Genomic DNA, 13,204 nt, shown 5'->3' on the forward strand with positions numbered 1-13,204 from the left:
GCGTGGAATAAGGAGAGAATTGATGGCTAACGCGTCGCTTCGTGTTGTTGAAGGTGGATCGATGGATAAGGACAAGGCACTTGCCGCGGCGCTCAGCCAGATCGAGCGCAATTTCGGCAAGGGGTCGATCATGCGCCTGGGCGAGGCGGCAGCGATCGAAGTCGAGTCGATCTCGACCGGCTCGCTCGGCCTCGACATTGCGCTGGGCATTGGCGGCCTGCCAAAGGGCCGTATCGTGGAGATTTTCGGGCCGGAAAGCTCGGGCAAGACCACATTGGCGCTGCATGTGATTGCCGAGGCCCAGAAGGCCGGCGGCATCTGCGCCTTTGTCGATGCCGAGCATGCGCTCGACCCGATCTATGCCCGCAAGCTGGGCGTCAATGTCGATGACCTGCTGATCTCGCAGCCCGATGCCGGCGAGCAGGCGCTGGAAATCACCGATACGCTGGTCCGCTCAGGCGCCATCGACGTGCTGGTGATCGATTCGGTGGCGGCGCTGACGCCGCGGGCCGAGCTCGAAGGCGAAATGGGCGATTCACTGCCGGGCCTGCAGGCCCGCCTGATGAGCCAGGCCATGCGCAAGCTGACCGGCTCGATCTCCAAGTCCAAGTGCCTGGTCATCTTCATCAACCAGATCCGTATGAAGATCGGTGTGATGTATGGCTCGCCCGAGACGACGACGGGCGGCAATGCGCTGAAATTCTACGCTTCGGTGCGCCTCGACATTCGCCGCATTGGCGCGCTCAAGGATCGCGAAGAGATCGTGGGCAACCAGACGCGAGTCAAGGTGGTCAAGAACAAGCTGGCGCCGCCGTTCCGCCAGGTCGAATTCGACATCATGTATGGCGAAGGCATTTCCAAGACCGGCGAGCTGCTCGATCTGGGCGTCAAGGCCGGCATCATCGAAAAGGCCGGCGCCTGGTTCTCCTGGGACAGCCAGCGGCTGGGCCAGGGGCGCGAGAATGCGCGGCAATATCTCAAGGACAATCCGGATGCCGCCCGGACAATCGAGCAGAGCGTGCGCGAAAGCTCGGGCTTGCTGGGCGAAGTGCTGCTGGTGGCCGGTGGCGACGACGCCGTGGGCAGCGACGAATAGGTTTCGTCCCAGGTCATTCTTCCCATGCAGGGTATTTTGAGGGGCATCGCACAAGCGATGCCCCTTTTTTGTCCGCGGGGTGCGGTGGTGATCCGGTCTGGCCGGCCGCCTGGGATGCGCGCGGCGGGCAGGGGGTACCGCATTGCTGCCGCAATGCTGGACATTTCGGCAGGCCACGCGATAGAAAGCCAGCCGACCTCTGCGGCGCGTCCGTGCCATTCTCCCGAATGAAAGTCCGTCCATGACCAGCGTTAACGACCTGCGTTCGAGTTTTTCCCAGTATTTTGTGCGCAATGGCCACGAGGCCGTGGCGTCGAGCCCGCTGGTGCCGCGCAACGATCCGACGCTGATGTTCACCAATGCGGGCATGGTGCAGTTCAAGAACACCTTTACCGGGGTGGAAAAGCGCCCTTATTCGCGCGCGGTCTCGGCGCAGAAATGCGTGCGCGCCGGCGGCAAGCACAACGATCTCGACAATGTGGGCTTTACCGCCCGCCACCACACCTTTTTCGAGATGCTGGGCAATTTCTCGTTCGGCGACTATTTCAAGGCAGAGGCGATCGAGCTGGCCTGGAACCTGCTCACCAAGGAGTGGGAACTGCCGCGCGACAAGCTGATGGTCACCATCTATCAGGATGATGACGAGGCCATGGCGCTGTGGAAGAAGATTGCCGGCCTCAGCGAAGACCGCATCGTGCGGCTCGGCGCCAAGTCCAACTTCTGGCAGATGGGCGATACCGGCCCGTGCGGTCCCTGCTCGGAAATCTTCTACGACCATGGCGACAAGGTCTGGGGCGGCCCGCCGGGCTCGGCCGAGGAAGATGGCGATCGCTGGATCGAGATCTGGAACCTGGTGTTCATGCAGTATGAGCAGCAGGCCAATGGTGACCGCTCCAGCCTGCCGCGCCCCTCGATCGATACCGGCATGGGTATCGAGCGCGTCGCTGCGGTGATGCAGGGCGTGCATGACAATTACGATATCGACCTGTTCAAGGCGCTGATCGGCGCGGCCGCTGCGGCGACTGGCGTCGACGTGCAGGGCGAGGGCAATCGCAGCCTGCGCGTCATCGCCGATCACCTGCGCTCGATGAGCTTTCTGATTGCCGAGGGCGTGCTGCCATCCAATGAAGGCCGCGGCTATGTGCTGCGCCGCATCATGCGCCGCGCCATGCGCCACGCCACGCTGCTGGGCGCCGAAGAGCCGGTGATCTACAAGCTGGTGCCCACCCTGGTGCGCGAGATGGGCCAGGCCTATCCCGAGCTGCAGAGCGGGGAGGCCATGATTGCCGAGACGGTCAAACTCGAGGAAGGGCGCTTCCTCAAGACGCTGGGCCGCGGGCTGCAGATCCTGGCCGACGAGACCAAGGAGATGGGCGAGGGGGCCGTGCTCAATGGCGCCTCGGCCTTCAAGCTCTACGACACCTATGGCTTCCCGCTCGACCTGACGCAGGACGCGTTGCGCCTGCGCGGCATCAGCGTCGACCAGCCCGGCTTTGACGCCGCCATGGCGGCGCAAAAGGCCGAAGCGCGCAAGAGCTGGTCGGGCGCTGGTGGCGCCGCCACCGACACGATCTGGTTCAGCCTGGCCGACCAGCACGGGCCGACCGAATTTTTGGGCTATGAGACCGAAAGCGCCGAGGCCGAGGTCAAGGCGCTGATCCGCGACGGCGCCGAGGTGTCAACCTTGGGCGTCGGCGAGACCGGCTTTGTCGTGGTCAACCAGACGCCGTTTTATGGCGAGAGCGGCGGCCAGGTTGGCGATCACGGCGTGCTCACCGGCGAGGGACTGGTCGCGATCGTCACCGATACGCAGAAATTCCACGGCGTCTTTGCCCACCAGGTCACTGTGAGCGAGGGTGCGCTCAAGGTCGGCCAGCCGATCACCCTGGTGGTCGATCATGCCCGCCGCTCGGCGATCCGCTCGAACCATTCGGCGACCCATCTGCTGCATGAGGCGCTGCGCCTGGTGCTGGGCGACCACGTCGCGCAAAAGGGCTCGATGGTCTCGCCCGACCGGCTGCGCTTCGATTTCGTGCATACCAAGCCGGTGACCCCGCAGGAAATGGCGGAGGTCGAAGACATTGCCAATGCCATCGTGCTGCAGAATACCCCGGTCGAGACGCGGCTGATGGGCGTGGACGAGGCCAAGGAATCGGGCGCCCGCGCCCTGTTCGGCGAGAAATATGGCGATGAGGTCCGCGTCGTGGCCATGGGCGAGCCGACCGGCAATAGCCTGGGCTGGTCAGTGGAACTGTGCGGCGGCACGCATGTGCGGCGCACCGGTGATATCGGCCTGGTCTCGATCGTGGCGGAAAGCGCCGTGGGCGCCGGGGTGCGCCGCATCGAGGCGCTGACCGGCACGGCGGCGCGGCATCGCGGCAATACCAATGTGGCCATTGTCGATGCGGCAGCCGGTCTGCTGCGCGCCGGCAGCCATGAAGTGCTCGATCGCATCGCGGCGCTGCAGGAGCAGCTCAAGCGCAGCGAAAAGGCCCTGAGCGACGCCAAGCAGAAGCTGGCCATGGGCGGCGGCACTGAACAGGTCGCCGGCCCGGAGATCATCAATGGCGTGGCCTTTGTTGGCCGCGTCGTCGAGGGGCTGCAGCCCAAGGATCTGCGCGGCCTCGTCGACCAGACCAAGAAGCAGGTCGGCTCGGCGGTGATTGCCATTGTCGGGGTGACCGAGGACGGCAAGGCGGGCCTGGCCGTTGGCGTGACGGAAGACTTGCTGGACAAGGCCTCGGCCGTCGACCTGGTGCGGGCCGGCTCGGCCGTGCTGGGCGGGCAGGGTGGTGGCGGACGGCCGGACATGGCCCAGGCCGGCGGCCCCGATGGCAGCAAGGCCGAGGAAGCCCTGGCCGCGATCCGCGCGCTGCTCTAGTCGAATTGACCCCATAGATAGAAAGGCTCCCGCCATGGCGGGGGCCTTTTGCTTTTGGGTGCGCGCCGAGGGCGGTGGGCGGCAGAAGGCAATACCCTCTTGCTGGTCCCGTCAAATCTGCTTAAATTGCCGATATGAGGTACGTACCTCAGAAATTGACCTGAACGGGAGATCAGGTCAGGACCAAGCCGGGGGAGGCGGGTATGGGCGATTTTGCGGCACGGCCGGAACATGTCATTGGCGACGAAGCAGCGTTGCGGGCGCTGTTTCCGGAAACCCACACGCTGGCGGCGCTGAAGAGCCAGCCGTTTCTGGATGCGCATGCCCAGGCCTTTATCCGGCGCTCGCCGTTCCTCTGCCTGGGGACGCAAAGTGCAACGGGCCGAGCCGATGTCAGCCCGCGCGGCGACCCGGTGGGATTTGTTCGCATCCTCGACGCACACACGCTGGCGATACCGGACCGGCCGGGCAATAATCGGCTCGACAGCCTCGTCAACATCATCGCCAATCCCAGCGTTGGCCTGCTTTTTCTCATTCCGGGCTTTGACGACACGCTGCGGGTGAACGGCCAAGCCAGCGTGGTGACCGATCCGGTTCTGCTCGAGAGCATGCGGGTCAATGACCGGTTGCCCCGGGTCGCTATCGTGGTCAGGGTCGAGGAGGCGTTTCTCCATTGCGCCAAGGCCTTCCGGCGCGCGCATCTGTGGGACCCGAGCCACTTCCAGGACCGCGCAGAGATGGCATCGCTGATGCAGATCCTGCTCGACCAGACGACCGGTGCGCCCGACGACGCGGCGGCAATGCGCAAACTGGATGAGGATCTCGAGGCCGACTACAAGACCTCGATGTATTAGTGGGGTCCAGCCGCCTATAGGCCGGTGCGGAAGAAGAACAGGCGCGGCTTCCAGCGCATCGGCCGGCGGTCGCTCAGCACGTTGAGCAGGCCGCTGGTGACGACGATCAGCATGCCGACAATGGCGATCCAGTCGGGATATTCGCCAAAGAACAGCGCGCCGAACAGGATGGCCCAGATCAGCTGGCTATACTGCACGGGGGCGACGAGGTTGGCCGGGGTGGTCTTGGTGGCCGCGATCAGCAGTAGGCCGCCAAGGCCGCCCAGCAGGCCGATGCCCAGGAAAATGGCCAGTTGCAGCAGATTGGGCATGACGAAGCCGGGCAGCATCAGCAGGCCGTTGACTAGGGCCGAATAGAGCACCTGCAGGCCGACCAGGCTGACGCGCCGCTCGGTGGGCGCGACATGGCGCAGGATCACAGTGGTGATGGCGCCCAGGCAGGCGCCGACCATGATGACGAAATGGCCGGTCTCCAGCGCGCGCAGGCCCGGGCGGATGACGATGACTACGCCGACAAAGCACAGCAACAGCAGCAGCCAGCGCTGTGGCGTGACGTTTTCCTTGAGCAGCAGTACCGAGAGCAGCGTCACGAAGATCGGCGTGGCAAAGCCGATGGCATAGACGTCGGCAAAGGCAATGTGGGTGAAGGCATACATGACGCAGGCGGTGCCGGCGATGGCCGTGGTGCAGCGCAGGTGCACTAGAAAGGGGTGGCGCAGGCGGTAGAGGTCGCGCCAGCGCTCGTTGCGATTGGTCAGCAGCAGCGGCAGGATGGAAAAGCTGGTGGTGAAGAAGGCGATCTCGAAGACCGACATGCCCGGCCCGATATGCTTGATCAGGGCATCAGCCGTGGAAAAGCTGGCATAGCCGAGAAAGGCCAGGATGACGCCGGTCGGCATTGATCAGTCCGGGAAAGAGGGGGAGTCGCGCAATGAAAGTACCATACAAGCAGGCACGGCAGGCGTCGAGGGCCACTGCCTAAATTTCAGGCCCCTGCACCTCGGTGATGTTGGAGGGTGGGCCCGGGCGAGTGGCGCGATATTCGGCAAAGCGGCCAGCAATGCGGGTGCGGGCGCCGTCGAGGAAGACGTTGACCAGGCCCGACAGCACCACCACGCCCAGGCCGATATAAGCCAGCAGATCTGGGTATTCGGCAAAGAAGAAGGCGCCCAGACCAATGGCCCAGACGATCTGCACATATTGGATCGGCGCCACCTGGCTGGCGGGGGCATTGCGGGTGGCGGCGATGAGCAGGATATGGCCCATGCCCACCAGGCTGCCGCTGGCGGCCAGGAGGCCGAACTGCTGGGCGGTCGGCCAGACAAAGCCGGGCAGCATCAGCACGGCATTGGCCACGATGAGATGGAGCGCGGGCAGGGCGATCAGGCTCACGCGCTGTTCGGTGGGGGCGATGACGCGCAGCACCGTGGTGGTGGTGGCACCGAAAAAGGCGCAGCATACGGCGGCCAGGTGGCCCAGCTTCAGCTCGCGGAAGCCGGGTTGCACCACCATCATGACGCCGAGAAAGCCCAGTGTCAGCATGGCCCAGCGCAGCCTGTCGACGCGTTCCTTGAGGATCAGCACCGACATGACGGTGATGAAGAGCGGCATCAGGAAGACCAGAGAATAGGTCTCGGCGAAGGGAATGGTGACGAAGGCATAGGTGACCAGGGTCGAGGAGGCGAGGCCGCTGAACGAGCGCAGATGCACCAGGCGCGCATCCCTGAGCTTGAAGCTGTCGCGCCAGCGCTCGCTGCGTGGCTTGGCGAAGGCGGCCGGGATCAGGCTGAAGACGGCGATGAAGAAGCCGATCTCGAAGACCGACAGGTTCTGTCCGAAGCCCTTGATGATCGCGTCGCCGCAGGAATAGACCGAATAGGCGACGACCGCATAAATCACGCCGACCGGCATGGCAGGATCCGAACATAAAAGGGAGTGGCAATAGCGGCACGCTAGCGGGCGGCGGCGATGCCAGCAAGGCCGAAACGTGGGGATCGGTACGCCTGGCAGGCTGCGACTGAAATGACGAGGGGCCGCCCGGTGGCATGCCGGACGGCCCCTGTGAGTGCCAGAATGGGCTGAGGCTAGAACGAGGCCTTGATTCCGCCGCTGACGGCATAGACATAGCCGGTATCCCAGCGTTCGCCGCGGGCATTGGAGCCGGCGCCCAGCAGGCTGGCCGAGACGCCGCCGGTGAGCTGGACATTGGGGGAGAGGTTGTAGCTGCCGCCCAGGGCGACGCCATAGCGATCTGTCTGCGTGCCGGCGGTCAGTACGTCGTTGGTGCCGGGTGTCGAGGTGCCGCGATCCCAGCTCAGGGTGCCGACGACGCTGAGCTGCTCGTTGACGGCGTGGCCCACGCCCGCAGTGACGGTCCAGCCGTCGCGATAGTCGAAGGCCGAGACCAGCGGCCCGCCAATGGTATTGACGGTGAGGCGCTGCAAGGTGGACCAGTCCATCCATTTCACCGAACCCAATGCCAGCCAGCCGGGGGCTATGCCGGTCTGGCCGCGGACTTCAAAGGACTGCGGCGTGGTGACGTCGGCCGAGGCCGCGCCGCCATAGGCGGTGCCGTTGAGGGTATAGTGCACCGGTGCATTATAGATGGCGCTGACCCGCAGGGCGTATTCGGGGATTTCATAGGCCAGGCCGGCGCGCCAGCCGGTGGACCAGCCATTGATCGAAATGGGCGTGCTCGTGGTCAGGGTCAGCGGCGCTGCGGCCTGGTAGTCGAGATTCTGTGCCGAAACGCCAGCGATGACGCTGATGACGCCGGGACCGACCTGGGCGCCGACGGCGCAGGTGAGGCCGGTATCGGTGGAGCGGATGGATTCGCTGACCGCCTGGGTGGTCGAAGCGGCATAGGCATTGGTGCGCGATGTGTCCGAGCCGAAGGGGTTCTGCACGGTCACGAGGCAAGAGGCCATGTCGAAGATGTCGGCCTTGAAGCCGGTGTTGTAGTGGACGCGGCCGGGCGTCGTGGACACCGTGCCGGCGAAGCCGGGACGCGTCACGTTCTTGTCGATATGGACATAGGTGGCGCTGGCCTTGGCCGAATAGGGCGCCGGATCAAACAGCTGATCCCAGTCATAGCCATTGGCCTCAAGCCCGCCGGCATGGGCCCCGGCCACCAGCGGCAGGGTTGCGGCCAATCCGGCCACGGCGGCGATCAGACGTCGCTTGGTATTCATGTGGTTCCTCCTCAGTCACCGATGCGGTCAGTGCGGCGCGGACGCGACGCGCCAGCCCGGTCTTGCCCGCAGGACGATTGACCTTTGCGGCAATCACTCCTCCTTCCCGTGGGCAAGTTGACCATTACGTCAATTAGGGAGGCTCAGGCTGGCGCCGTCAACACACGATGCCCGTTCTGAGGGTCGCCGGGCGGTGGTTTGTCACAACAATGTCACAATGTGGCCACTTGGCGGCCCGGTGAGGGCCGCCAGTTCTGCTGACGCAGGGCTGTGAGGGCGGAGGGTTCAGTCGTCGAGGTCGATGCTGCCGCCGCTCGATTCGTCGATATCGCGCGTGCCCGGATGGCCCGAGACATCGATATCGCCGCCACTGGAGGCCCTGGCCCGAATGCTGGCTGTAGCATGGACCGAAATTCCCGCGCCGCTCGAGGCGGCAGCGGTGACCGTGCTGGCCCTGAGGTCGTCGGCATCGATATCGGCGCCGCTGGAGGCGTCCGCCGTCAGGGTCTCTGTGGTGCCGGCAATCTCGACATCGGCGCCACTGGAAGCCTTGATCGTCACGCTGCCCAAGGCGGCGTTCTCGGCCCGGATATCGGCGCCACTGGAAGCGTCCAGGGCCAGCCGGTCGGCGCGGATGGCCATGAGGTCGACATCAGCGCCCGAGCTGGCCGAGACGCCAGCCAAAGCGGGCAGGGTGATGTCCACGGTCACGGCATTGCCGCTGCTGAGCAGCATGCCGACCAGGCCACCGCTGATGATGAAGTCGATAAAGCTCTGATCGATGCGCGCCTGCAGCACGCCGTCGACGACCTTGAGGTCAAGATTATCGAGCGCATCCTGGCTACGCGATTGCGCGGTGACCTTGAAGGCTTCGCCCAGCATCACCCTGGCGTCGAGGCCGGTGGCGATGTCGAGACGATCGAAACCGGCAAGGTCGAAATCGCGGCTTTGCGCGAAGCTTGTCGTGCTCATCAGCAGACCCGCCGTGGTTGCCAAAATGGTCGCTGCCGTCAGTTTACGCATGTGTGTCCCCGCTGTCAGATTGTCCCGACGTCCGGGATATGGGCGGGCGGCACCGTGCCGGAAAGGCCGAAACGGCGTAAAATTTTGGATCATTGGGCTTGATCGGTACAGGCCCGTACCAGGGGGCACAAAAAAGCCGGGCCCCAAGGGACCCGGCTTTCAATTCGGTTCGGCGCGACAGCTTAGGCCGACATGGCCTTCTGCAGATTCTGGTCGATGGCGTCGAGGAAGCCCAGGGTCGAAAGCCAAGGCTGGTCGGGACCGACGAGCAGGCTCAGATCCTTGGTCATCTTGCCTTCTTCGATGGTGTCGACGGTGACCTTTTCCAGCGTCAAAGCGAACTTGGCCAGCGCCTCGTTGTCGTCGAGCTTGGCGCGGTGGGCGAGGCCACGCGTCCAGGCAAAGATCGAGGCGGTGGAGTTGGTCGAGGTTTCCTTGCCGGCCTGATGCTGGCGGTAGTGACGGGTCACCGTGCCATGGGCGGCTTCGGCTTCCACCGTGCGGCCATCGGGGGTGGCCAGGACCGAGGTCATCAGGCCGAGCGAGCCAAAACCCTGGGCGACGATGTCGGACTGCACGTCGCCATCATAGTTCTTGCAGGCCCAGACATAGCCACCGCTCCACTTGAGGGCGGAGGCGACCATGTCGTCGATCAGGCGGTGCTCGTACCAGATCTTCTTGGCTTCGTACTTTTCCTTGAACTCGGCCTCGTAGATCTCCTGGAAGATATCCTTGAAGCGGCCGTCATAGGCCTTGAGGATGGTGTTCTTGGTCGAGAGGTAGCAGGGGACGCCGCGGTCGAGCGCGTAGTTCAGGCTGGCATAGGCAAAGTCGCGAATCGAATCGTCGAGGTTGTACATGGCCATGGCGACGCCGGCGCCGGGGGCCTGATAGACCTCGTGCTCGATGACCTTGCCATCTTCGCCGGTGAACTTGATGGTCAGGGTGCCCTTGCCGGGGAACAGGAAGTCGGTGGCCTTGTACTGGTCACCAAAGGCATGGCGGCCGACGATGATGGGCTGGGTCCAGCCGGGCACCAGGCGCGGCACGTTCTTGCAGATGATGGGCTCGCGGAAGATCACGCCGCCCAGGATGTTGCGGATGGTGCCATTGGGCGACTTCCACATCTTCTTGAGCTTGAACTCTTCGACGCGCTGCTCATCGGGGGTAATGGTGGCGCACTTGATGCCCACGCCATGCTTCTGGATGGCATGGGCAGCGTCTATGGTGATCTGATCGTTGGTGGCGTCGCGGCTTTCGACGCTGAGATCGTAATATTCAATGGGCAGATCGAGATAGGGATGGATGAGTTTGTCCTTGATCGCCTGCCAGATGATCCGGGTCATCTCATCGCCGTCGAGATCGACGACCGGGTTGGCGACTTTGATTTTGCTCATCGGAAATATCTCCCTGAAATCCGTACCTTGACCCGCGGGCCGTGTTCCCCGCCCCTATAGCATTGGGTTTGGCACGGCGCAAAGGTGGCATGGGCAAGGGGCCATGCCAGTTGACACCGTGCATATGCACGCCTACCTGTCGGGCATGAATAGCGAGTTTGATTTGTGTGTCGTGCTCAATGCGCGTATGGCGGCGCGGGCCGTCACGCGACTGGCGGACCGCAATCTGCGGCCCTATGGGATCACCGCGGCGCAGTTCAGTATCCTGACCTCGCTGCTCGATCACCCGGGGCGCTCGGTCACCCAATTGGCCAGCGCCATCGCCATGGACCGCAGTACGCTGTCGCGCAACCTGACGCTGCTGGAGCGGCGGGGCCTGGTGACGACAGCGCCTGCAGAACGCGGCAATGGCCGGGTGAGCGCGCTGAGCGCGGCGGGGAACAAGGTGCTGGCGGCGGCTATTCCGCAATGGCGGGCCCAGCAGGCCACGCTACGGGGCGCGCTCGACGACCCGGAATTTACGACCGTGATTGCCTCCCTGCGGCAGTTGGCACGGCTTTGAGACGATCCCGGCCTGCCGGGACACAGATTTGAATTGAACAGGAGCAAGTGCATGCTGAAGCCAGATCCAAGCGATCCCATCGTTGTCACCGGCATGGGCGTTGTCAGCCCCCTGGGCGTGGGCGTGCCGGTCATGTGGGGCCGGCTGATCGCGGGCCGCAGCGGCGTGGTGCAGAACGATCGCTTCGACACTGAGGGCTTTGGCGCCAGCATTGCCGGGCTGGTGCCGGCCAAGGCCAATGACCCCGAGGGTTTTGATCCGGTCGATTTCATCGATGGCAAGGACATCAAGAAGATGGACCTGTTCATCCAGTATGGCATTGCCGCGGCGGCCGAGGCGCTGAACCAGGCCAACTGGCACCCGACCGAACTGGCCGACCAGATGGCCACAGCCACCATTATCGGCTCGGGCGTGGGCGGTTCGCCGGTCATGGGCCGGGCGGTGGAGACCATTCAGACCAAGGGCGCGCGGCGTCTGTCGCCCTTCACCATCCCCTCGTTCCTGGCCAATCTGGCGGCCGGCTGGCTGTCCATCCTGCACAGTTTCCGCGGTCCCATCGGCACGCCCGTCACGGCCTGCGCCGCCTCGGCCCAGGCCATTGGCGACGGCATGCGGCTGATCATGACTGGCGAAGCCGAAGTCGCCGTGGTCGGCGGGGCCGAAGGCTCGGTCGATCCGATCTCAGTGGGTGGCTTTGCCGCCTCGCGGGCGCTGGCCACCTCGTTCAACGACCGGCCGCAGGAGGCCTCGCGCCCCTTCGACAAAGGTCATGATGGGTTTGTTTTGGCCGAAGGCGCTGCCGTGCTGGTGATCGAAAAGCTCAGCCATGCCAAGGCACGCGGCGCGACGCCACTGGCGATCCTGGCCGGCTACGGCACCTCGGCCGATGCCTATCACCTGACCTCGGGCTCGCCCGATGGCGCCGGCGCCCAGGTGGCGATGCGCAATGCGCTTGAAATGGCCGGCATCGACCAGTCGCAGATTGGCTATGTCAACGCCCACGCCACCTCGACCGCCGTTGGCGATGCGGCCGAAATCGCCGGCCTGTCGGCCGTCTTTACCGGCCGCGGCAAGGATCTGGCCGTGTCATCGACCAAGTCGGCCACGGGGCACATGCTGGGCGCTGCAGGGGCGTTCGAGGCCGTGGTATCGGTCATGGCGCTGCGCGAAGGCGTGCTGCCGCCCACCATCAACCTCAATGATCCAGAAGAACTGGCCGACAAGTTCGACCTGGTGCCCAATGTGGCCAAGGAAAAGCGCGTCGACTATGCACTGTCGAACTCGTTCGGTTTCGGCGGCGTCAATGCGGCGCTGGTGTTCGGCCGGATCTGACCCGCTCGCCCTATTTGGGCGGCAGGGTTTTGACAAAGGCGCGGGCGATCTCGACCCATTGAGCCAGACGATCATCGTCCTCAATGGCGTCGCCCGCGACCAAAACGAAGCCCGACATGGTGCGGCCGGTGAAATCCATCGGCTCGGCGCCGGGCAAAGCCAGCGTTGCGGCATAAGCCTGCTTGCCGCAGCGCACCAGCAGGCCGCCATCCTTCATCGGCCCCACCAGCATATTGCCATGCCACATGAAGGCAGTGCCGCCGAACATGCGGCGCTCGCTGATATGGGGGTCGTGGGCCAGCAGCAGGCGAATGCGGTCGGCCAGTTCCTGAGACGCCATGCTCATGGGCGGACAGCCTCGCGATAGGTGGCGTGCCGGGGCAGGTGGTCAGCCACCAGATCCCATGCCTGCTGGCTGCGGGCAAAGATCAGCTGACCGGGCGCAAACCAGGCATTCTGGCCGGCAAAGAAGCCGACCGGGATCATGCGGATATCGGGCGCGCGCGAGGACTGACCAAAGAGCGGCGTGCCACAGTCCGGGCAGAAGTTGCGGGTGAAGATCGCCCCCGAATCGGCTGGGCGGGCAAAGGATTTTGCCGTTCCGGTCAGCGTGAGGGCTGTTGCCGGCACCAGGGCGACGCTGGCATGGCCGGAGCCGGTGGCGCGCTGGCAGTCGAGGCACGCGCATAGCAGCATCGACACCACCGGGCCCTGCACGGCCATGCCGACGGCGCCACAGGCGCAGGCGGCGGTCACATCGATGCTGGGGCGTGGGGTGCTCATGCATGGAAGCTGCCACGGGGCGCCGCGCCGGGCAAGCGCAAGGGTTCTTGCCTTTGGCGGCCACAGTGGCAAGAGTGCGGGCGCC

General features: G+C 64.6%; 12 protein-coding genes. 5 read left to right on the forward strand and 7 right to left on the reverse strand.

All coding sequences use genetic code 11. The features are described 5' to 3' along the window. The first annotated feature begins 22 nt into the window (after nt 1-22). The 3 genes from recA to GDR53_RS15485 all read left to right on the forward strand — a co-directional run bounded on the left by recA (nt 23) and on the right by GDR53_RS15485 (nt 4,831). Nucleotides 23-1,096, forward strand: coding sequence for a recombinase RecA (gene recA / locus GDR53_RS15475; RefSeq protein ID WP_193335352.1), 1,074 nt, complete (start codon nt 23-25; stop codon nt 1,094-1,096). 241 nt (nt 1,097-1,337) lie between these two features. Then, nucleotides 1,338-3,977, forward strand: coding sequence for an alanine--tRNA ligase (alaS, locus tag GDR53_RS15480; RefSeq protein ID WP_193335353.1), 2,640 nt, complete (start codon nt 1,338-1,340; stop codon nt 3,975-3,977). A gap of 203 nt (nt 3,978-4,180) precedes the next feature. Then, nucleotides 4,181-4,831 (forward strand): pyridoxamine 5'-phosphate oxidase family protein, encoded by a 651-nt coding sequence (locus GDR53_RS15485; RefSeq protein ID WP_193335354.1) that lies wholly within the window; start codon nt 4,181-4,183, stop codon nt 4,829-4,831. A gap of 14 nt (nt 4,832-4,845) precedes the next feature. Here GDR53_RS15485 and GDR53_RS15490 read toward each other — a convergent pair whose 3' ends face one another. From GDR53_RS15490 to GDR53_RS15510, 5 genes are all read right to left on the reverse strand, one after another. Beyond that, nucleotides 4,846-5,730 (reverse strand): DMT family transporter, encoded by an 885-nt coding sequence (locus GDR53_RS15490; RefSeq protein WP_193335355.1) that lies wholly within the window; start codon nt 5,728-5,730, stop codon nt 4,846-4,848. 79 nt (nt 5,731-5,809) lie between these two features. Continuing rightward, complete coding sequence (locus GDR53_RS15495; protein WP_193335356.1) at nt 5,810-6,742, reverse strand: DMT family transporter; 933 nt, start codon at nt 6,740-6,742, stop codon at nt 5,810-5,812. Nucleotides 6,743-6,915: 173 nt separating this feature from the next. Then, nucleotides 6,916-8,022, reverse strand: a complete 1,107-nt coding sequence (locus GDR53_RS15500) for an OmpP1/FadL family transporter (RefSeq protein ID WP_193335357.1) — start codon at nt 8,020-8,022, stop codon at nt 6,916-6,918. A gap of 285 nt (nt 8,023-8,307) precedes the next feature. Further along, on the reverse strand, nt 8,308-9,045 hold the full coding sequence (locus GDR53_RS15505; protein ID WP_193335358.1) for a head GIN domain-containing protein: 738 nt from the start codon (nt 9,043-9,045) through the stop codon (nt 8,308-8,310). 182 nt (nt 9,046-9,227) lie between these two features. Further along, nucleotides 9,228-10,442, reverse strand: coding sequence for an NADP-dependent isocitrate dehydrogenase (locus GDR53_RS15510; protein ID WP_193335359.1), 1,215 nt, complete (start codon nt 10,440-10,442; stop codon nt 9,228-9,230). A gap of 103 nt (nt 10,443-10,545) precedes the next feature. On the opposite strand from GDR53_RS15510, the gene GDR53_RS15515 reads away from it, so the two are divergent. Both GDR53_RS15515 and fabF read left to right on the forward strand, forming a co-directional pair. Continuing rightward, nucleotides 10,546-11,004, forward strand: coding sequence for a MarR family winged helix-turn-helix transcriptional regulator (locus GDR53_RS15515; protein ID WP_193335360.1), 459 nt, complete (start codon nt 10,546-10,548; stop codon nt 11,002-11,004). A gap of 51 nt (nt 11,005-11,055) precedes the next feature. After that, on the forward strand, nt 11,056-12,336 hold the full coding sequence (gene fabF, locus GDR53_RS15520) for a beta-ketoacyl-ACP synthase II (RefSeq protein WP_193335361.1): 1,281 nt from the start codon (nt 11,056-11,058) through the stop codon (nt 12,334-12,336). Nucleotides 12,337-12,346: 10 nt separating this feature from the next. Here the strand turns inward: fabF and GDR53_RS15525 are convergent, their stop codons facing one another. Then, nucleotides 12,347-12,682 carry a TfoX/Sxy family protein gene (locus tag GDR53_RS15525; RefSeq protein WP_210321344.1) on the reverse strand — a complete coding sequence of 112 codons (336 nt, stop codon included), beginning with the start codon at nt 12,680-12,682 and terminating at the stop codon, nt 12,347-12,349. Beyond that, the gene (locus GDR53_RS15530) at nt 12,679-13,119 is read right to left on the reverse strand and encodes a GFA family protein (protein WP_193335362.1); all 441 of its coding nucleotides are present in this window, start codon (nt 13,117-13,119) and stop codon (nt 12,679-12,681) included. Before GDR53_RS15530 ends, GDR53_RS15525 begins: the two co-directional genes overlap by 4 nt. Nucleotides 13,120-13,204: the final 85 nt, after the last annotated feature.

This window comes from Devosia beringensis (assembly GCF_014926585.1).
Lineage (GTDB): Bacteria > Pseudomonadota > Alphaproteobacteria > Rhizobiales > Devosiaceae > Devosia > Devosia beringensis.